General features: G+C 67.1%; 17 protein-coding genes. 11 read left to right on the forward strand and 6 right to left on the reverse strand.

Features of this window, described 5'->3' with window-relative positions; all coding sequences use genetic code 11:
• The first annotated feature begins 23 nt into the window (after positions 1 to 23).
• A complete protein-coding gene (locus tag AC1RMY_RS05930) occupies positions 24 to 1,589 on the forward strand; it encodes a CYTH and CHAD domain-containing protein (RefSeq protein ID WP_492863026.1) in 1,566 nt (521 codons plus the stop codon).
• A gap of 42 nt (positions 1,590 to 1,631) precedes the next feature.
• Positions 1,632 to 3,302: a SulP family inorganic anion transporter gene (locus AC1RMY_RS05935; protein WP_492863027.1), complete on the forward strand. Its 1,671-nt coding sequence runs from the start codon at positions 1,632 to 1,634 to the stop codon at positions 3,300 to 3,302.
• A gap of 17 nt (positions 3,303 to 3,319) precedes the next feature.
• Here the strand turns inward: AC1RMY_RS05935 and AC1RMY_RS05940 are convergent, their stop codons facing one another.
• The 4 genes from AC1RMY_RS05940 to AC1RMY_RS05955 all read right to left on the reverse strand — a co-directional run bounded on the left by AC1RMY_RS05940 (position 3,320) and on the right by AC1RMY_RS05955 (position 7,054).
• On the reverse strand, positions 3,320 to 3,982 hold the full coding sequence (locus AC1RMY_RS05940; RefSeq protein ID WP_492863028.1) for a hypothetical protein: 663 nt from the start codon (positions 3,980 to 3,982) through the stop codon (positions 3,320 to 3,322).
• Positions 3,983 to 3,996: 14 nt separating this feature from the next.
• The gene (locus tag AC1RMY_RS05945; protein ID WP_492863029.1) at positions 3,997 to 4,617 is read right to left on the reverse strand and encodes a response regulator transcription factor; all 621 of its coding nucleotides are present in this window, start codon (positions 4,615 to 4,617) and stop codon (positions 3,997 to 3,999) included.
• Positions 4,618 to 4,664: 47 nt separating this feature from the next.
• Positions 4,665 to 5,096, reverse strand: coding sequence for a hypothetical protein (locus AC1RMY_RS05950; protein ID WP_492863030.1), 432 nt, complete (start codon positions 5,094 to 5,096; stop codon positions 4,665 to 4,667).
• Positions 5,097 to 5,239: 143 nt separating this feature from the next.
• On the reverse strand, positions 5,240 to 7,054 hold the full coding sequence (locus AC1RMY_RS05955; protein ID WP_492863031.1) for an adenylate cyclase: 1,815 nt from the start codon (positions 7,052 to 7,054) through the stop codon (positions 5,240 to 5,242).
• Between the two features lie 200 nt (positions 7,055 to 7,254).
• Here AC1RMY_RS05955 and AC1RMY_RS05960 point away from each other — a divergent pair, with 200 nt between their 5' ends.
• The 4 genes from AC1RMY_RS05960 to ppk2 all read left to right on the forward strand — a co-directional run bounded on the left by AC1RMY_RS05960 (position 7,255) and on the right by ppk2 (position 9,510).
• Complete coding sequence (locus AC1RMY_RS05960; RefSeq protein ID WP_492863032.1) at positions 7,255 to 7,461, forward strand: hypothetical protein; 207 nt, start codon at positions 7,255 to 7,257, stop codon at positions 7,459 to 7,461.
• A gap of 60 nt (positions 7,462 to 7,521) precedes the next feature.
• Positions 7,522 to 8,100 carry a hypothetical protein gene (locus tag AC1RMY_RS05965; protein WP_492863033.1) on the forward strand — a complete coding sequence of 193 codons (579 nt, stop codon included), beginning with the start codon at positions 7,522 to 7,524 and terminating at the stop codon, positions 8,098 to 8,100.
• Between the two features lie 78 nt (positions 8,101 to 8,178).
• The gene (locus AC1RMY_RS05970; RefSeq protein ID WP_492863034.1) at positions 8,179 to 8,667 is read left to right on the forward strand and encodes a hypothetical protein; all 489 of its coding nucleotides are present in this window, start codon (positions 8,179 to 8,181) and stop codon (positions 8,665 to 8,667) included.
• 60 nt (positions 8,668 to 8,727) lie between these two features.
• Positions 8,728 to 9,510: a polyphosphate kinase 2 gene (gene ppk2, locus AC1RMY_RS05975; RefSeq protein WP_492863035.1), complete on the forward strand. Its 783-nt coding sequence runs from the start codon at positions 8,728 to 8,730 to the stop codon at positions 9,508 to 9,510.
• A gap of 93 nt (positions 9,511 to 9,603) precedes the next feature.
• Here the strand turns inward: ppk2 and AC1RMY_RS05980 are convergent, their stop codons facing one another.
• Together AC1RMY_RS05980 and AC1RMY_RS05985 are read right to left on the reverse strand one after the other, a co-directional pair.
• On the reverse strand, positions 9,604 to 12,738 hold the full coding sequence (locus AC1RMY_RS05980) for an efflux RND transporter permease subunit (RefSeq protein ID WP_492863036.1): 3,135 nt from the start codon (positions 12,736 to 12,738) through the stop codon (positions 9,604 to 9,606).
• A 5-nt stretch (positions 12,739 to 12,743) separates the two neighbouring features.
• Positions 12,744 to 13,901 carry an efflux RND transporter periplasmic adaptor subunit gene (locus tag AC1RMY_RS05985; RefSeq protein ID WP_492863037.1) on the reverse strand — a complete coding sequence of 386 codons (1,158 nt, stop codon included), beginning with the start codon at positions 13,899 to 13,901 and terminating at the stop codon, positions 12,744 to 12,746.
• A gap of 240 nt (positions 13,902 to 14,141) precedes the next feature.
• Here AC1RMY_RS05985 and hemN point away from each other — a divergent pair, with 240 nt between their 5' ends.
• From hemN to AC1RMY_RS06010, 5 genes are all read left to right on the forward strand, one after another.
• A complete protein-coding gene (hemN, locus tag AC1RMY_RS05990) occupies positions 14,142 to 15,491 on the forward strand; it encodes an oxygen-independent coproporphyrinogen III oxidase (protein ID WP_492863038.1) in 1,350 nt (449 codons plus the stop codon).
• A 102-nt stretch (positions 15,492 to 15,593) separates the two neighbouring features.
• Positions 15,594 to 16,361, forward strand: a complete 768-nt coding sequence (locus tag AC1RMY_RS05995) for a cupin domain-containing protein (protein ID WP_492863039.1) — start codon at positions 15,594 to 15,596, stop codon at positions 16,359 to 16,361.
• Positions 16,361 to 17,221, forward strand: coding sequence for a GNAT family N-acetyltransferase (locus AC1RMY_RS06000; RefSeq protein ID WP_492863040.1), 861 nt, complete (start codon positions 16,361 to 16,363; stop codon positions 17,219 to 17,221). Before AC1RMY_RS05995 ends, AC1RMY_RS06000 begins: the two co-directional genes overlap by 1 nt.
• 15 nt (positions 17,222 to 17,236) lie before the next feature.
• Positions 17,237 to 18,163: a 2-hydroxyacid dehydrogenase gene (locus tag AC1RMY_RS06005; RefSeq protein ID WP_492863041.1), complete on the forward strand. Its 927-nt coding sequence runs from the start codon at positions 17,237 to 17,239 to the stop codon at positions 18,161 to 18,163.
• A 175-nt stretch (positions 18,164 to 18,338) separates the two neighbouring features.
• Positions 18,339 to 18,800 carry a helix-turn-helix transcriptional regulator gene (locus AC1RMY_RS06010; RefSeq protein ID WP_492863042.1) on the forward strand — a complete coding sequence of 154 codons (462 nt, stop codon included), beginning with the start codon at positions 18,339 to 18,341 and terminating at the stop codon, positions 18,798 to 18,800.
• Positions 18,801 to 18,812 lie beyond the last annotated feature (12 nt).

Genomic DNA, 18,812 nt, shown 5'->3' on the forward strand with positions numbered 1-18,812 from the left:
CCCGAATCCGGGCGTTGGCAGCGATGAATCACTCCCTGGCACTCCTCCCTGCGCAGACCCGGGCTGCCGGCCGGGGGGCGGGGATACTCTGGCTCTGCTGCGCCGAGGAAGACCAGGTTCGGCTGCTCAAGCGCCTTCGAGCCGCCGGGGCGATCCAGGCAGGGCGCGCGAAGGCGGTGGGGTCGGTCTACTACGACACCAGCCGCCGCAAGCTGCTGCGCGCCGGCTATCGCCTTTCCATTCGCGCGCAGGCCGGCAAGCGCTTCCAGGATGTCGAGCGGGCGAGTGCCGCTGCGCTCGCTCCCGTGCCGTGCTGGACGACCGCAATCGACGACGATGCCCCGGGCGATGCCTCTCTCGCGGGTACACCGCTCGCAGACATCCTCGGCGACGGGGGGGCGCGCAAACTGAAGCCTGTCTTCGCCGTCGATCTCCGGCGCCGCTCCGCCACGATCGAGCGCGCCGGCTCCACCATTGCGGCGAGCTTCGACACGGGAACGATCGAGGCGGAAGGTGCGCTCGAGCGCATCTGCGCGCTGCGGCTGGAGCTGGTTTCCGGAGCGCCGGATGCGCTGTTCGACCTTGCCCGCGAACTCGGCTCGGCCGTGCCGCTGACCCTGATCCTGCGCCCGCCCGGCGAAAGGGGCTTCCACCTTCTGCCCGCGCAGTCTGACCGCCCGGTGGGCGATCCGCCCATCGACCTTCTCCCTGCGATGACGACGCATGCTGCTGTCGACGGGATCTGCCGGGGGTGCGCCGCGGCGCTGCTCGACAGTCTAGCGCAACTGTCGTCGGTCGGGGGGCAGGATGCGTTGCACCGGACGCGCATCGGGCTCAGGCGGCTGCGGGCCTTGCTGTGGTTCCTGAAGCCCGTCCTCGGAGTCGAAGCGACGATCCTGGCAGGCCGCCTGCGTTCCTTTGCCCAATTCCTCGGGGCCGCCCGCGAGCTCGACGTCTTCTGCGACCGCGTGCTCGCGCCGCTGCAGCGGGCCAACCCGGATGCTCCGGGCGCCGACGCCCTTTTTGAAAGCTTCGATCGCCGGCGGCAGGACGAGCACGAGAAGGTCCTGGCCTTCGTGCGGTCTTCGGCAATGCTGGAATTCGGCCTGGGCCTCGTCGACGGCCTCGCCTCATTGTCGGTCTCGGAACCTGCCGCGCTCAAGAATGCGGAACTGCGGGAGCGCCCGGTCGTGGATTTCGTGCGAGCGCGCTTGGGCAAGCGCCTGAAGGCTTTTCTGAAGGAGAGCCGCGATCTGCTGCACTGCGCCCCGGAGCGTCAGCACGACATCCGGGTGAAGGCCAAGAAGCTGCGCTATGCCGTCGAGGCGTTCCATCCGGTGATCGGTGCAAAGCAAAGCCGCAAGCTCACGGCCGCTCTCGTGCGTCTGCAGGATCTGTTGGGCGAACTCAACGACGCCCGCACCGGCCGTGCGATCGCGCTGGCCTATGCCCAGGAGAGGGCAGGGGGAGGCGGCGGCGAGCCGACGCTTTTTGCTGCAGGCCTGGCTGCGGCAGCCTGCACCCTCGATCCGACGGCCGCGCTCTCCCGCGCGGCCGAGGCACGCGAGGAACTGGCCGCGCATGCGTGATCGTGACCCGACGCATCGGCGGAGGCTTCCGGGAGACAGCCCATGATCGAGCGATTGCCGATCCCGAGCGGTATGAGAGGCTACAGGCCGCAATGGCTGCGCAGCGACGTGACGGCGGGGCTGGCCGTCGCGGCCGTCGCCATTCCCAGCGCCATCGCCTACCCCGCCATCGCCGGGTTGCCGGCCGAAGTCGGGCTCTATGCGAGCATCTTGCCGCTGGTCGGCTACGCTCTGTTCGGCCCCTCGCACAAGCTGATGGTCGGGCCGGACGCAGCGACCATGACGGTGTTGGCCGCAGCGCTCGCCAACCTGCCGGTCGGCGATCCGGCGGATCGCGTCGCGGCCGCCGCCGCGCTGGCCCTGATGGTCGGCGTCATGTGCGTTCTGGCCGGCAGACTCGGTCTCGGCGTGGTCGCTTCCTTCCTGTCCCGGCCGATCCTGATCGGCTTCATTTCCGGAATATCGATATCGATCCTGATCGGCCAGATCGGCCGCTTCACCGGGCTGCGCATCGAGTCGGACGGGCTGGTGCAGCCGGTGCTGGAACTCATCGGCAAAGCCGATCAGATTCACTGGCCGTCGGTCCTGTTCGGCGGCGCTATGTTCGCGCTGCTCGTCGTGCTGGCGCGGCTGCGCTCGCCGATCCCAGGGCCGCTGGTCGTGGTGGTGCTCGCCGGCATAGCCTCGGCCCTGTTCGACTTTCAGGGCAGCGGCATGAAGGTGATCGGCAGCCTGCCGAGCGGCATGCCGGAGTTGGCACTGCCCGATTTCTCACGCTTGCCGATGACGGACCTCCTGCTCGACGCCAGCGCGATCTGGCTCGTGGCCGTGAGTTCGGGGCTCGTCGCGGCCCGCAGCTTCGGTGCCAGGGACCACTTCGAGATCGATGCCGACCGGGAACTCACCGGGCTCGGCGCCGCCAACGTCTTCTCCGGTCTGTTCAGCGGCTTTCCCATCACGGTTTCGGATTCACGGACCGCGATCAACATCTCGGCCGGCGGCCGCTCGCAGGTCGCGGGATTGGTCGCCGCCCTGGCGCTGACCAGCCTCCTGCTCTTTCTGAACGACGCGCTTCGCCTGCTGCCCAACCCGGCGCTCGGCGCGATCCTGGCCTTCGCCGCGCTGAACCTGATCGATATCCAGGGCTTTCGCGAGATCTGGCGTGTCAGCCGCCTCGAGTTCGCCTTCGCGCTGATCAGCATGTGGGGCGCGATCAGCCTCGGCGTCCTCAGCGGCGTGGTCATCGCCATCGCCGGAACGCTGCTGCATGTCCTGCTCAAGGAAATGCGCCCGCGCGACGCGCAACTCGGGCGCGTCCCCGGCCGGCCCGGATTCTACAAGCTGCACAGGACGGAGAACGCCGCACCCTTGCCGGGGATGGTGCTCTTCATGGTCCAGGGCAGCATCCTGTTCTTCAACGCCGATTATGTCCGCGAGCGTTTCGAGAGCGTTGCCGCCGAGGCGCCTGCGGGCACGGCCTGGCTCGTGCTCGACGCCAGTGCCGTGGCGCAGGTCGACTCCACTGCCGCCGCGATGCTGCGGCAGTTGCGGTCGGAGCTGGCCGAGACCGGCGTTACCCTCGCGCTGGCGGAACTCCACAAGGAGCCCAGGGAAATCCTGCGGCTCGCCGGTCTCTTCGACGGCCCGGATGCGACGATTGCCTTCGAGGATCTCGAAGATGCGGTGCGCGCGCTTTCCGGGCGGCGTTCGTGACGGCGAAAGGGCGACGCTCAGGGCGATGACCCGGCGTGCCCGTATTCGCGCAGCAGGATGTCCCCGCTGACGAGGAGAACCCAGAGCGGGAAGACCAGGAATGTCCAGTCGACGGCATGGCTGCCGAGCAGGATGAAGGCTGCGGCGGCATAGCCGACGATGGCCGTCCAGCGCGCGGTGATGCCCGTCTTCAGCACGATGGTCGAGGCTGTCAGCAGGAAGACGCTCGCGACCTTCAGCGCGTAGATGCTCGTCAGGTTGTAGGCGAAGGCCCGCGCCAGGGTGAAGGTCTCGGAGCCCGAGAACTCGCGAGGCTGCGCCGCATGGGTGATCAGAATCGCCCCGATGGCAGCTGCGGCGGTGAACAGCATTCCGACGAAGAGCAGGCCGCTGCCGAGAAACACCGTCGCGAACAGCTTGTGTTCCTTCTCTCCCATCCGGTCACGCAGCACGCCCATGAACCAGAGGAAGGCGATCCCGGCAAAGGGGATCAGGTTCATCGCCAGGGCGACCTTCCACGATTGCGCGCCGAGCCAATCTCCTGGATCGCGCGGATTCAAGCGCAGGGTCTGCAGGACCAGCAGGATCGCAAGCAGCAGCAGGACCGAGAACAGGATGCCGGCGACCGCCGCGGCCCGCGGCGTCTTCAAACCGTCGGGAGTGGGGCGATCGACCGACACGGTGCGGACCCTCGCTAGGCGGGGGCCGTGCTGAGGCCGAGCCGCTCGACGCAGGACACGAGTTCGACCAACGAGCGAACCTGCATCTTCTCCATGACCTTGCGCCGGTGGGCCTTGACCGTGCGCTCGGTCGTGCCGAGCTCAAAGGCGACCTGCTTGTTCATCCGGCCACGCACGACGAGCTCGAAGACCTGCCGTTCGCGCCGGGTCAAGCGCTGCAATCGCTCCGTCACCCGGCGCGTCCAGGTTTCGCGCTCGTTGGCGAGGCGGTGGCGTGCGATCGCGCGGTCGATCGCCCCGATGAACTCCTCGCGCTCTACCGGCTTCGTGAAGAAATCCTCCGCCCCCGCCTTGATCGCCCGGACGCCGGCCCGCACGTCACTGTATCCGGCCAGGAAGATGACGGGCAGGTTGGAGCCCGCCTTGGTCAGCCGGTCGAACAGGTCTGGCGCCGTCGCATCGCGGGTTGGCATGTCGATGACGATGCAGCCCGGGCACTCGTGGTCCGGCATCTTGCTGAGAATCTCGTCTGCGCTGCCATAGGCCTTCGTCTGATAGCCGCAGTCCTGAAGCAGGCAGTCGATCTCGGCTTGCGAGGCCGTATCGGCTTCAACGACATATACGAGAGCTGACATGGTCGATCCCCCGATTTCCATGTTGGCGACCTCGGTGACCAGCGGCTTCAGGGAGCTTTCGCGGCATCCCGGTTGCAGCGCCGGTATTTCGTCGCGATGCCGCCTTCCACGGATTGGTAGCGGTAGATTCCGCCGTCTTCGGCCGGTGCCAGCACCGCGCGGGCGGTGTCCGACGCGACCGATGTCGTGCAGCTCAGCCGGAGGACCTGTCTCGGGCCGTTCGGGCTGATGCCGGTGAGCCGACAGGTGGCCAGCGGCGTCGAGAGTCGCCGGCCGGAGACGATGAAGGCCGGCGCGAAGGCATTGGCCGGCCGCTTGAAGGCGACGGCATTCGGCGTCGTCACGAAGACGCTGTCGCAGGGCGATCCTTCTTCGATCCACGCTCCCTGGAGGCGCCCCGCCTGAGCCAGCGCCTCCTGCGGAGGCGCCGTCGCCACCGCTAGGCTGAGAAGGAACAGGCACCGGTTCACGACGATCATCGAGCGCCTCCGCCTCTGGCTGCCTCCCGTGGGGCACGTCCTCTCGGCGCGGCAATCAAAGCTGCAATCGCATTCACAGGTAGTAGGTTACGGTTTGCTACAGGCAGGGCGCACTCGCGGCCTGGGCGGCACAGAGCCGGTGGCTAGTCCGTCTCGGTAGCGAAGCGCGGCGGCACGGGGAAGCCGGCCTGGATGGCACCGCGAATGATGATGGCGCGGTCTCTGGCGTTGAAGTTGCGCTTGTCGAGCTCGCCGTCGAAATCGTTGAAGAAGCCTGGCCGCAGCTTCAGGAACTCGGTACGGCTTTGCGCGGCCTCCTCCGCCAGCCCAAGGCGGGCGAAGATGAGGGCGGCGACGAAGTGATAGATCGAGAACCGGCGAAGATTGGCGCGGCGGATGAGATCGGCCGCGCGCGCGTCCTCCCCCTGCATATAGGCCGCGAGCGCCAGGAGCCCGACATAGTAATCGGAATGCCCGGGGTTTCTGGCCATCGCCTCCTCCAGCAGCGCCGCTCCACGCGGCCAGTCTCCGGCCTGGGCGACGCGGCTGCCGAACTCGCCCAGCAGTTCGGTATCGTTCGGGTTGAGGGCCAGCGCCTGCGAACCGATCCGGAGCGCCTCGGCCGGTTCCTTGCTGAAGTAGAGTACGGTCATCAGCGCCTGCAGGCCCCGGACATTCTCCGGGTCGATGCGCACCGCGCGCTCGGCCGCAGCTCGTGCGCGTTCGAGCGGCGACGGTGAACCGGGGCGCCGGTTCAGATGGAAACGATCCTCGTCGAGATAAAGATAGGACAGCATCGCCCAGCTGGTCGCGTGGTCGGGGTAGCGTTCCGTGATCTGCTCGAGGCATTCGCGCGTCGGCGCATGACCGACCGGATCCAGTTCGGTCCGGTAGCGATAGAAGCGATAGGAGCATCGATAGGCTTCCAGGCTTTGGGAGCCCAGGGCCGGTGCCGTTCGCGGCGGCGCGCTGAAGATGATCCCGTAAGGCTGGGCGATCGCGGTCGCGACCTTGGAGGCGATGGTCGTTTCGATCTCGACGATGTTGCCGGCCCGCGGGTCGGCGTCATAGCTGCCGGACCAGACGATGGCGGATGTTTCGCCGTCGAGAACCCGGATGGTGACGCGCAGCTTGCCTTCAGACAGGCGGACCCCGCCTTCCAAGACGTAGCGGTTGCCGAAGCGGCGTCGAATCTCGGACGCGGAGGCGTCTGGCGGCAGTGCGCCGGAGGTCTCGCGGCCAAACACCGTCAGTTCCTTGAACCGCGCGAGCTGGGCTAGCAGTTCTTCGCCGAGGCCGGCGGCGTAGAACTCCGCCTCGGGGGCTTGCGACAGGTTGACGAAGGGCTTGACGACGAGAGACGGGCCGTCGGGTTGGGTTGGCCCCTTCGGGGACGCCGGCGGCGGATACGCGGATGCGAACCAGCCGAACGCAACAGCAGCAGCCATTGCGGCGGCGCCGGCAGAGGCGACGAGCCAGGGGAGGGGCAGGGCGCGCGCGCTGGCCTTGACGAAGCTGTGCCAGGGGAGCGCTTCCTGCCCAGATGTCGCTGGTGCATCTTCGGTGGCAGCTTGCCGCCAGTGGAAACGCGGTACATAGCCGCCTTTCGGGATTTCGATCAGGACGGGCTCGGAGCTTCCCCCGAGCAGATAGTAGCGCTCCAGGGCGCGTCTGAGCCGCCCCGCCTCGATGCGAACGACGGGGTCGTTCTGGATGTCGAAATTGGCGTCGCGACCGAAGACCTCGATGGCCACGGTATAGGCCTTGATACGATCCGCCTGGCCCGAGAGCGTCTGGTTGACGACATAGATCAGGAACTGGCGCACCCGCTCCGGTACGCTGAACTCGGCACTGGCCAGAATGCGGTTAAGCTGCGCGCGAACATCGTCTTCCTGGGGTTCCGGCACGGCACGCGTGCAGGAACCGTCGCCACTGGACTCCGTTCGATGCCGTTCCATGGAGCGCCCCCCCAGAGGCAGGAATCCACGTTAGAGCAGAGAAGCAGCGGCCTGAGCCGCCCTGTAGCATCCCGTTAGTTACTCCCATTCTGTGCGCCCCGCCACCAAGTTGTGGCCATTCGCGGGGGCTCGCTCCGATGGACCCGGGCGTTCTGGCTGCCATTCGGCTCCTGCCGAAACACAGGCGAACGATCGAGGAGATGGTCCTCGACAGCGAGAGTTTCCGCGCCTTGTGCGGCGATCTCGCCGAGGCGGAGCAGGCGCTCCGGCGCTGGGAGGGGTCTGAGGCCGCCGGGCACGCCGCGCGCCGTGTCGAATACAGGCATCTGATCGACGGGCTCGAGGCCGAGATACGGAGCGCGATCAGCGAGCGGGAGAACCGATCCGGAAGGCGGGATCGGGTTTGACGCGACATGTCCGGAGTTCGTCGGTCCAGCAGTCCTTGTTTGCGAGAGTGGAGAGTTACGATGTCGAAGCATATGGGTTGGATGTTCGCTGTCGCCCTGGCGGCAGGCATCGCGGGCTGCGCGGGGCCGACGGTGACCACGAGCACCGTGGTCGTCGCCGGCCTCGGGCCGGTGGACATCGAGCAGATGAATGTCGAGGTCGTCGATGTGCAGCCGGCGGAGCGCATCGTGGTCGTGCGGCAGGGCGTCCGCTCCTGGCATGTCGCCGTGCCGGCCGTGTTCGGCAATCTCCAGAACATCCAGCCCGGTGACAAGCTCGAGATCCGGCGCGCCGAGGGCGTCATCCTCGGAGCCAGGCGCGCCAAGAAGGGCGCCAAGCCCGCCATCGTCTATACCGAAGCGGTCAGCGGCCCGCCCTTCCACAACCTGCCGGACAAGTTCGTCGTGCGGACGCTGACGCTGACGGCGCAGTTCCAGGCCTTCGACCCTTCGACCGGTGTCGTCAGCTTCGTCGGCCCGCTTGGGCAGCGCTCCCTGACGGTCGTCGATCCCGTCATCAAGCAGGACCTGACGCGTATCAGGCGCGGCGACATGATCGAGCTGACCTTCGCCGAAGCCTTCCACTTCCAGAAGATCTGAGCCTAGCGGCGGCCCTGCATATCGGCCGCAGGGGCGGTCGGCATGCGGTGGCAGCCAGCAATCCAGGAGACGCGAGCGATGGCGACAGCAACCCAGAATCCCGCCGCGGGCACGCTGGCCGACGAGAGTTTCATGTCGGCAGATGATCTGCGCGCCTACATGACCGAACTCGAAATGGCCAAGGCCTCCAAAATGCTGGGCGCGATGGACAAGGCCGAGGAGGCGCGCAAGAAGCTCGTCGCCACCCTGCGCCAGGAGATCGACGTCACGCCCGAGAAGATCGCCGAGATCAAGCAGAGCCTGGCGAACAAGACCCGGGCGGCGGCCGGGCGCGGCGAGAGCGAAGTCCTGGTCATGCGCTTTCCGAGCGCGCTTTGCACCGACAGAGGCCGCGCGATCAACAATGCGGAAGCGGACTGGCCGGCGACGCTCACCGGGCGCCCGCGGCAGGCCTTCGAGTTCTGGAAGGAGCATCTCCAGCCGGCCAAGTACAAGCTTCGCGCCATGATCATCGACTGGCCGGGTGGCCTGCCAGGCGACGTCGCCTTCTTCCTGAGCTGGTCCTAGAGGCTGTTATGAACCATGGGGTCGATACACGTTTCGCCACGGAGCAAGAGGAGGCCGGCGATGAAGGCCGATGCCAGCGAGCCCCTCGACAGAAAGACCTATGAGCGGAAGCTGCGCGACCTGCACGGGGAGCTGGTCAAGCTGCAGGAATGGGCGAAGCATGACGGCGGCAAGGTCTGCATCGTCTTCGAGGGGCGGGACGGCGCCGGCAAGGGCGGCGTCATCAAGGCGATCACCGAGCGCGTCAGCCCCCGGGTCTTCCGGGTCGTCGCCCTGCCGCCCCCGACCGAGCGCGAGCGCTCGCAGATGTATGTGCAGCGCTACCTGCCGCATCTGCCGGCGGGCGGAGAAATCGTGATCTTCGACCGCAGTTGGTACAACCGCGCCGGCGTCGAGCGGGTGATGGGCTACTGCACCGAGGAGCAGGCCAGAGGCTTTCTCCAGGTGGTGTCCGGCGTGGAGAAGGCGATCGTCGATTCAGGCACGATCCTGCTGAAGTACTGGCTCGAAGTCGGCCAGGAAGAGCAGACGCGCCGGATGGAGGAGCGCATCAACGATCCCAGAAAGATCTGGAAGCTCTCGCCGATGGATCTGAAATCCTATTCGCGCTGGTACGACTACTCGCGCGCCCGCGACGAGATGTTCCGCGCCAGCGATTCCGTCTGGGCGCCGTGGCACGCGGTTCACTCCGACGACAAGCGCAAAGCGCGGCTCGCGGTCATCGAGCACATCCTCGCCAGCGTCCCCTACAAGGCGCCTCCCCGGGCCAAGATCAAGCTGCCGAAGCGGCAGAAGCCCGAAGGGTACGAGGAAGGCGATTTCGCGCGCAACTGGATCGGCTAGATCATCGGACCGAATATCGTATTCGGTCCGATGATCTAGGCTCAGGACCTATTAGGCCGATGCCTTAGGGACCCCGATGACGAAGGTCCTGCATCAGGCCCGCTCCTCCTTGGGCCTTGTCGAGGGCCGCAGGCGTTCACGCATCGATTGGAAGACGACGTAGAGCGCCGGGATCACGAAGATGCCGATAAGGGCCGCGGCGAGCATGCCGCCGAAGACCGGCGTGCCGACATTCCGCCGCGCCAGCTTCGACGGCCCTTCGGCGATGACCAGCGGTAGCAGGCCGAGGATGAAGGCGAAGGAGGTCATCATCACCGGGCGGAAGCGCAGGCGGGCGCCCTCGGTCGCGGCATGCAGCAGGGGATGGCCCTTCTCGCGCAGTTCCTTGGCGAATTCGACGATCAGGATGCCGTTCTTGGCGGCGAGGCCGATCAGCACGACGATGCCGATCTGGGCGTAGAGATCGAGCGTCAGCCCGGCGATGACGATCGCCACGAAGGCGCCGAGGATCCCCACCGCCACCGAGAGCAGCACCGGCACGGGGATCGTCCAGCTCTCATAGAGCGCGACGAGGAAGAGATAGGCGAAGAGCAGGGCGAAGGCGAGGATCATGCCGGTCTGGCCTTCGGCCCGCTTCTCCTGGAAGGAGACGTCTGTCCATTCGCCGCGATAGCCTGAGGGCAGTGTCCTGGCCGAGACGGCCTCCATGGCAGCCAGAGCCTGGCCGGAGGACACGCCTGGCGCGGGAGAGCCCTGTACCGTCGCCGCGAGGCGGTTGTTGTAGCGGATGAGCGCCTGGGGACCGACCACGACGCGGGCCTCGACGAAGGAGCGCAGCGGAACCATTTCACCGGCGCGGCTGCGGACATGGATGCGGTAGATGTCGTCGATCGAGGCGCGGTCGGTGCTCTCGGCCTGGACCTGGACCTGCCAGGTCCGGCCGAACAGGTTCATGTCGTTGACGTAGTAGCCGCCGAGCGAAGCCTGCAGCGCCTGGAAGACGCCGCTCAGATCGACGCCGAGGATCTGGACCTTGTCGCGGTCGATGTCGAGATAGATCGAGGGCGTCGAATCCGAGAAGGTTGTGAAGACGCGGCGCAATTGCGGGTCCTGATTGGCGGCGATGACGAGGCCGCGCAAGACGCGCCCCAGCGCCTTGGGGTCGGAGCCGCCCATGTCCATCACGACATGGGTGAAGCCGCCGCCGCTGCCGAGACCGATGATCGGCGGCGGGGCGATCGGAACGACGGTTCCCTCCCGGATCGCGCGGAACTTCTGTGCCAGCCGCGCGATGATGGCGGGCGCGCTGTCCTCTCGGTTCGTGCGCTCCTCGAAGGGCTTCAGCGAGATCAGGAAGAAGCCTGAATTCGGCTGGGAGTAATTGTCGATGAAGTTGAGGCCGATGATCGTGGAGTAGTCGGCGACGGCGCTCTCGGTCTTGATGATGTCCTCGACCTGCTTCATCACGGCGGAGGTCCGTCCGATCGATGCTCCGTCGGGCAATTGCGTGACCACGAAGAAGGCGCCCTGGTCGTCCTCGGGCAGGAAGCCGGTCGGCGTGATCCGACCCATGGCGTAGATGCCGGCGCCGAAGGCCGCCGTCAGCGCGAGGCTGACGAAGGCGACGCGCACGAGCCGCGCCACGGCCGAGCCATAGCGATCCCGTGTCCAGTCGATGCCGGCCATGACGCGGCCGATCAGCCCGCGCCGCGGCCCATGATGCGGCTTCAGCAGCACGGCGCAGAGCGCCGGCGAGAGCGTCAGCGCGTTGATGGCCGAGAGGACCATCGCGACCGCGACGGTGACGGCGAACTGCCGGAACAGCTCGCCCGAGATGCCGGGGATGAAGGCGACGGGCACGAAGACCGAGAGCAGGACCAGCGTGATCGCGACGATCGGCGCGACGATCTCGCCCATCGCCTTCTTGGTCGCCTCGGCCGGAGTCAGTTCCGGATGCTCCTCCATCACGCGCTCGACGTTCTCGATGACGACGATCGCGTCGTCGACGACGATGCCGATCGCGAGGACGACCGCGAGCAGCGACACCGTGTTGGCGGAGTAGCCGATGGCGTTGAGGACGATGAAGGCGCCGACCAGGCTGACCGGCACGGCGACGGTGGGGATCAGCGTGGCGCGGAAGTTGCCGAGGAAGAGGAACACGACCAGGACGACGAGGATGAAGGCCTCGATCAGGGTCTTCTGGACCTCGTGGATGGTGGCGGTGACGAACGAGGTCGGATCGTAGGTGACCTTCCAGGCGAGGCCCTCGGGGAAGGACTTGGCGAGGTCGCCGACCGTCTTCTTGACGGCGTCGAGCGCGGCGATCGCATTGGCGCCGGGCGACTGGTAGATGCCGATCAATATCGCTGGCCCGCCGTTCAGCCTAGTGTCGCGATCGAGATTGGCGGCGCCGAGTTCGAGGCGCGCGACATCCGAGAGCCGCAGCACCGAGCCGTCCGGATTGGTGCGCAGCACGATCCTGCCGAATTCCTCCGGCGTGCTGAGGCGGCCCTTGGTCTGGATGTTGAGCTGCAATTGCTGGTCGTCGGAAATCGGCCTTGCGCCGATGCGCCCCACCGCGGCCTGGGCATTCTGAGCCTGGATGGCGTTGATGATGTCGCCGGTGGTGAGGTTCAGGCCGGTCAGGCTGTCGGTCTGCACCCAGGCCCGCATCGAATAGTCCTGAGCGCCGAACAGGGCGGCGTCGCCGACGCCGGGCGTCGAGCGGATCGCGTCGAGCAGGTTGATCGTGGCGTAATTCGAGACGAACAGCGTGTCATAGGCGTTGGTCGGCGCGTAGACGGCGATGACGCCGAGCAGCGCCGAGGACTTCTTCTTGACGGTGACGCCCTGGCGCTGCGCCTCCTGCGGCAGCTTCGACAGCGCGATCTGCACGCGGTTGTTGACGTTGACGCTGTTGATGTCGGGGTTGGTGCCGAGCTCGAACGAAACCAGCAGCGAATAGCTGCCGTCATTGCCACTGACGCTCTTCATGTAGATCATCTTGTCGGTGCCGACGATCTGCGCCTCGATCGGCTGCGCCACCGTCTGCTCGACCACCGCCGCCGAGGCGCCGGGGTAGGATGTCGTCACCGAGACCTGCGGCGGCACGATGTCAGGGTATTGCGCGACTGGAATCGCGAAGAGCGACAGAAGCCCGGCGATCGTGGTGACGAGCGCGATGACGATGGCCAGCCGCGGCCGATCGACGAAGACGGAGCTGATCATGAGACTCAGCTCCGGCTAGCCGGCGGCGTCACGGGGGAGGCCAGCACCGGAATGCCGGGTCTGAGATTCTGCAGCCCTTCGATGACGATCTGCTCATTGCCGGCGAGCCCCTGGTCGATCGTGACATAGGCGCCGAGTTCGCTGCCGATCTTGACGCGCTTGACCACCGCCTTGCCGTCCTCGACGGCGAAGACATAACCGCCCTGCTGGTCGGCGATCAGCGCCGATTGCGGGATCACGACCTTCTCCTCGGTCTGTTCGCTCTGCACGAGGACGCGGACGAGCGCGCCGTCGATCAGCTTGCCGGCCGGGTTGGGCAACGTCGCACGCACCAGCACCGTGTCGGTCGAGCGCTCGACCGAGACATCGACGAAATCGACGCGGCCCTTCTGGTCATAGGTCGAGCCATCCGCGAATTTCAGGCTGACGAGCGGGGCGCTGCCATCGGCCGGTACGGCGCCGGCCTTGATCGTCAGGAACTCGCGCTGGCTGACCGGAAAGGAGACATACATCGGATCGCTGCTGACGATCTGGGCCAGCACGCCGCTGTCCGGGCCGGCGACATTGCCCTTCGTCACCCGCGTGCGGCCGATCCGGCCGGTGATCGGCGCCTTGATCTCGGTGTAGCCGAGATTGATCTGCGCGGTCTTCAGATTGGCCTCGGCGGTGGTCTGGTCGCCCTCGGCCCCTTTTTCCTCGGCGATGCGCTGGTCGCGGACCGCGACCGAGCCGGCGGAGGTCTTCAGCAGTTCCTCGGCGCGCTGCAACTGCACCTTGGCGTTCTGGAGGGTGCCCTGGGCGCGCTCGAGCGCACCTCGCGCCTGTTCGACGGCGGCCTCGAACGGTGCCCGCTCGATGCGGAAGAGCGGCGTGCCTTCCTTGACGTTCTCGCCGTCGCGGAACAGCACGGCCTCGAGATAGCCGGTGACGCGAGCCCGGACCTCGACGCGGTTGACCGCCTCGATGCGCCCGACGAAATCGGCCGACCTGCCGATGGCGCGCTTCTCGGCCATCACGGTGCCGACCGGGATCGCGGCGGGCGCCTGCTGCTGGGCGAAAGCCAGGGAGGGCTGGAGCGACAGAAGGCCGGCCAGGACGAGGAGGCGCAGGCCTGACGGGGCGGGGAGCGGTTCTTGGCTCTTCTGCCGGCAAAGCTCAGGCATCGCATATCCCCTGCATGGTTCCGCTGCGACGGCCTGCTGAAGCGCGCGGCGGCGTCCGCCGATACTGTGCGTTTTCGCTCGTGAACGCTACGGCATTGTTACGCACGAGGGCCGTTCCTCTCGGGGAGACGGGTCGGGCGCGAAGGCGCGTCGCCACGACTTGTTCTGGCTCAAAGACAGGATCGGGCTGCCGCCTATGTTCCTGCGGATGCCGGATTCCGGCGGCGAGGAGAAGCGGACGTGGAAGCAGGGAAGACGCCTTATCTCGACGAACGCCTGCCGCGCTACACGAGCTATCCGACGGCTCCGCATTTCCAGGCGGATGTCGGTGCCTCCTGCTATGGCCGCTGGCTCGGCGAACTCGCTCCCGGAACGAAGGCCTCGCTCTATCTCCACATCCCGTTCTGCCGGTCGATGTGCTGGTATTGCGGCTGCCATACGACCGTCGCGCTGCGTGACGGGCCGATCATGGACTACCTCGGCGTGCTCCGCCGCGAGATCGACATGGTCGCGGGGCATCTGCGTGCGCCGCTCGATGTGCGCTATGTCCATTTCGGCGGCGGCACGCCGACGATACTGGAGCCGGATGATTTCGTCGCGCTGGTCAGACTGCTGAGGCAGTGCTTTGCCATCCACAAGGATGCGGAGATCGCCGTCGAAGTCGACCCGCGCCGGCTGCCTTCGGCTATGATCGGAGCGCTCGGCGAAGCCGGCGTCACCCGGGCCAGCCTCGGCGTGCAGAGCTTCGATCCGCTCGTGCAGCAGGCGATCAACCGCGTCCAGAGCGTCGAGCAGACGGCGGCTGTCGTAGCCGGCCTGCGCGCGGCCGGGGTCGGGGGCGTGAATTTCGACCTGATCTACGGCCTGCCGAAACAGACCACGGCGTCCTGCATCGACACGGTCGAACGCTGCCTGGAGATGCGGCCGGAGCGCTTCTCGATCTTCGGCTATGCGCATGTGCCGGATTTCAAGAAGCATCAGCGTCGCATCGCCGAAGCCGAGCTGCCCGATGGCCGAGCGCGGCATGAGCAGGCCGAGGCGATGGCGCAGCGGCTCGTCGAGGCCGGCTATGTCCGGATCGGGCTCGATCATTTCGCGCGCCCGGAGGACGAGATGGCGCGCGCGCTCGGCAGCGGCAGCTTGCGGCGCAATTTCCAGGGCTACACCACCGATGGCTGCGAGGCGCTCATCGCCTTCGGCGCCTCGGCGATCGGGCGGTTGCCGCAGGGCTATGCCCAGAACGAGGTCGTGATCGGGCGGTATGGCGAGCGCGTCGGGCAGGGCGAACTGCCGATCGCGAAGGGCTACCGGCTGAGCGTCGACGACCGGCTGCGAGCTGAACTGATCGAACGGCTGATGTGCGATCTCGCTGTCGATGTCGGGGCCGTCTGCGCCCGGCATGGCGCGGATCCGCGCTCGCTCGAGCCGTCGTTCGCCAAGCTCGAGCGGTTGTCGCAGGACGGCGTGATCGCCTTCGACGGCACCCGCATCCTGATGCCGGAGCAGGCGCGCCTGCTGGTGCGCAAGGTCGCCTCGGCCTTCGACGCCCATATCGACCAGCCGGTGCGGCGCTACAGCCGGGCGGTCTGACCCGTTCCATCCGCCTGGCCGAAAAGATAGTCCAATCAAACGGGCCGGGTTTGCCTTAGCGGCGTAGCGTTCCGAAACGATAGCGACGGACTGCCTCGCCCCATGACTGCCCAGCCCAAGACCGCCCAGCCGATGCCTGCGTCCCGCGTGACCTCTCCAGCGATCGTGATGCTCCATCGCGCCTCGGGCGCGCTGCTGCCTGCATCCCCGTCGGGAGATGGGCTGGGGAGTTTGGATCCCTTCGCGTCCGGGCGTGAACTGGCCTGGTCGATTTCCACCGCGGCAGCCGGCCGTGTCGAATTCGCGGGCGCTGTCGACGTCGAAGCCTTTCCGCATACCGAGACGATGATCGTGCTGGCGGGGGGGCTGACGCTTTCGGTGGATGGGGCGGAAGCGCTGACCGTCTCGCCCGGCCATGGCGCGGTCGTTGCGCGCGGTACGCGGCTGGGTATCGAAGCGGCGCCAGGGACGCGCTGGGCCTATTACGCGGCAACGGCAGGCGCTGCAGCCGCACCGGGCGTGACCTCGCTGCGCGCGGATGCCGCACTTTCACCGTCGGCAGCCCCGCCGGCCGAGGTTCTGATCGGGCCGGCTCCGCAATGCCGCAGCTTCAATCCCTTCACTGAGGAGGCTTCGAAACTGCGTGCCGGCACCTGGGACTCGACGCCCTATGCCCGTGTCTCGCGGCCGCACAAACTGAGCGAGCTGATGCATATCCTGGAAGGCTCGGTCGATCTGACGGGTGAAGACGGGACCGTCTTCACCGTTGGTCAGGGCGATACCGTGCTGGTTCCGCAGGGCGCGCCCTGCGCCTGGGACAGCCGCGTCCATGTTGCGAAGTTCTATGTGGTGCAGGAGGCGCTCGGCTGATGTCCGACAGCCAGACCCAGGAAGCTGCTGTTCTCCGCGACATCGTGCCTGGCGATGCGCCGGCTTGTGCGGTGCTGTCGCGCGTCGTCGGCTGGCCGCACCGCGTCGAGGACTGGGAGATGGCGATCGAGCTCGGCCGTGGCGTCGTCATCTGCATCGGGTCGGAGATCGTCGCGACCGCGCTGTGGTGGCCCTATGGCGATAGCCATGCGACGCTCGGCCTGATCGTGGTCTCGCCCGAACATCAGGGCGCGGGCCTCGGGCGGCGCCTGATGCAGGGGCTGTTCGCGCAGACGAAGGGCCGTTCGCTGCTGCTCAACGCGACGGTTGCCGGCAAGCCTCTCTATGAACGTTCGGGTTTCGCGAGCTATGGCGCCATCTGTCAGTATCAGGGCGAGGTTCTGGCCGTGGCGACGCTTTCGCTCGGCGAGGGGGCCACGCTGCGGGCCGCGGATGTCTCCGACCTGCCGGCGCTGGAGCGGCTCGATCATGCCGCGACGGGGCTCGTACGCGGGGCCTTGCTGCGCGCCGTCATGGAGCGCGGCGAATGTATCGTCGTCGAGCGCGCCGGGAAGGTGGCCGGTTTCAGCATGCTGCGCCGTTTCGGCCGGGGGCTCGTCATCGGCCCCGTCGTTGCCGAGGGTGATGCGGATGCCAGGGTGCTGGTGGCGCATTGGCTGCGCGGGCAGCAGGGACAGTTCGTGCGCATCGACGTTCACGAGGGCTCGCCGCTTTCCGACTGGCTTGCTTCTTGCGGCCTGAAATCTGTGGACTGGGGGACGAGCATGGTGCGCGGCACGTTGCCGCTCGCGCAGGGCCCGGTCCAGTTGCATGCGCTTGCCAGCCAGGCATTCGGCTGAGCGACAGGGGTAAACATGGCACTGCTCTATAAATCCGATCCGGCGCGCGGCGCCGAATGGAGGAAGATCCTGGCCGAGAAGGCGCCGGACCTGTCCTTCCGGATCTGGCCCGAGATCGGCGACCCCGCCGAGATTCGCTACTTCGTCGCCTGGATGCCGCCGGACGATCTGATGGAGCAGTTTCCCAATCTGGAACTGCTGATCTCGTCCGGAGCCGGCGTCGATCATCTCGATCTGTCGAAGCTGCCGCCCGGCCTGCCGGTGGCGCGGATGGTCGAGACCGGCATCGTCGACGGCATGGTGGAGTACGTCTCCATGGCGGTGCTGGGCCTGCATCGCGACCTGATCGACTATGCTGCGCAGCAGCGCGACGAGGTCTGGAAGCAGATCCGGGTCCGCCCGGCCTCGACGCGGCGCGTCGGCGTGCTCGGTCTCGGCATGCTCGGCGAAGCCTCCTGCCGGATGCTCAAGAGTTTCGGCTTCCAGGTCGCGGGCTGGAGCCGTTCGCGCCGGGAGATCGACGGGGTGACCTGCTTTGCGGGCGCCGATGAACTGCCGGATTTCCTGGCGCGCACCGACATCCTGGTTTGCCTCTTGCCGCTGACGGACGAGACGCGCGGCATGCTCGGCACTGAGCTCTTCGCGCAACTGCCGAAGGGGGCGAGGCTGGTCAACACCGGCCGCGGCGGACATCTCGATCAGGATGCGCTGCTGGCGGCGCTCGACAGTGGGCAGATCTCGGCCGCGTGGCTCGATGTGACGACGCCGGAACCGCTGACCAAGGGCCATCCGCTCTGGAGCCATCCACGCGTGCTGGTGACGCCGCATATCGCCAGCATGACGCAGCCGGAGACGGCGGTGGAGGTCGTGCTGGAAAACCTGCGCCGCCATCATGCGGGCGAGCCTCTGATCGGCCTCGTCGATCGCAAGCGGGGCTACTGATGCAGCCTGCTTTGTCCGGAGGAGTGCAGCCGGACAAAGCACGATCTGCTGCCGGGCCGGGTCAATAGGGCAGGGGATGTCGTTGCGGGTGGCCAAGGCCGCGCCGACCACCATGCGTGCCGTTCTAACCTTCGCGGCGAGGCGGGAGTCCCGTCGGTGGAGGTCGAAGCGGTCCATGTACGAGCCGGCGTTGCACGAGCCCGGGTCCGAACACCCCGAGTCCGAGAACCACAGATCCGAAGGCGATATCGCGCTGTCTTCCGGACGGACGAGCGATGGCATCCGGCGCGCGCTGGGCCATATCGAGCGCAACTTCACCGACGCGATCTATCTGGAAGATCTCGCGGCGCTGGCGGGGCTGAGCGTCTGCCGCTTCGTCACGGTGTTCCGGCGGCAGGTCGGGCTGACGCCGCATCGCTTCATCTGCCATCGCCGCATCGGCTATGCGAAGCGGCTGCTGCGCGACGGCGTGCCGATGGCGCTCGCGGCGTCCGAGGCCGGCTTCTTCGACCAGAGCCATTTCTCGCGCCATTTCAAGAATATCTGCGGGATCACGCCCGGCCGCTATCTGCGCGAATGCGAGCAGATCCCGAAGCGGCGCGCCGAGCCAGCCGCCTGCCTGCAGCCCGCCGCCTGAACGCAAGCCATC

It is taken from the genome of Allobosea sp. GW822-FHT03F07 (genome assembly GCF_058801345.1).

Bases quoted from the DNA above. Each gene is read 5' to 3' on its own strand.
- AC1RMY_RS05930 (WP_492863026.1), top strand. From the start codon at position 24: ATGAATCACTCCCTGGCACTCCTCCCTGCGCAGACCCGGGCTGCCGGC.
- AC1RMY_RS05935 (WP_492863027.1), top strand. From the start codon at position 1,632: ATGATCGAGCGATTGCCGATCCCGAGCGGTATGAGAGGCTACAGGCCG.
- AC1RMY_RS05945 (WP_492863029.1), bottom strand. From the start codon at position 4,617: ATGTCAGCTCTCGTATATGTCGTTGAAGCCGATACGGCCTCGCAAGCC.
- AC1RMY_RS05950 (WP_492863030.1), bottom strand. From the start codon at position 5,096: ATGATCGTCGTGAACCGGTGCCTGTTCCTTCTCAGCCTAGCGGTGGCG.
- AC1RMY_RS05955 (WP_492863031.1), bottom strand. From the start codon at position 7,054: ATGGAACGGCATCGAACGGAGTCCAGTGGCGACGGTTCCTGCACGCGT.
- AC1RMY_RS05960 (WP_492863032.1), top strand. From the start codon at position 7,255: ATGGTCCTCGACAGCGAGAGTTTCCGCGCCTTGTGCGGCGATCTCGCC.
- AC1RMY_RS05965 (WP_492863033.1), top strand. From the start codon at position 7,522: ATGTCGAAGCATATGGGTTGGATGTTCGCTGTCGCCCTGGCGGCAGGC.
- AC1RMY_RS05970 (WP_492863034.1), top strand. From the start codon at position 8,179: ATGGCGACAGCAACCCAGAATCCCGCCGCGGGCACGCTGGCCGACGAG.
- ppk2 (WP_492863035.1), top strand. From the start codon at position 8,728: ATGAAGGCCGATGCCAGCGAGCCCCTCGACAGAAAGACCTATGAGCGG.
- AC1RMY_RS05980 (WP_492863036.1), bottom strand. From the start codon at position 12,738: ATGATCAGCTCCGTCTTCGTCGATCGGCCGCGGCTGGCCATCGTCATC.
- AC1RMY_RS05985 (WP_492863037.1), bottom strand. From the start codon at position 13,901: ATGCCTGAGCTTTGCCGGCAGAAGAGCCAAGAACCGCTCCCCGCCCCG.
- AC1RMY_RS05995 (WP_492863039.1), top strand. From the start codon at position 15,594: ATGACTGCCCAGCCCAAGACCGCCCAGCCGATGCCTGCGTCCCGCGTG.
- AC1RMY_RS06000 (WP_492863040.1), top strand. From the start codon at position 16,361: ATGTCCGACAGCCAGACCCAGGAAGCTGCTGTTCTCCGCGACATCGTG.
- AC1RMY_RS06005 (WP_492863041.1), top strand. From the start codon at position 17,237: ATGGCACTGCTCTATAAATCCGATCCGGCGCGCGGCGCCGAATGGAGG.
- AC1RMY_RS06010 (WP_492863042.1), top strand. From the start codon at position 18,339: ATGTACGAGCCGGCGTTGCACGAGCCCGGGTCCGAACACCCCGAGTCC.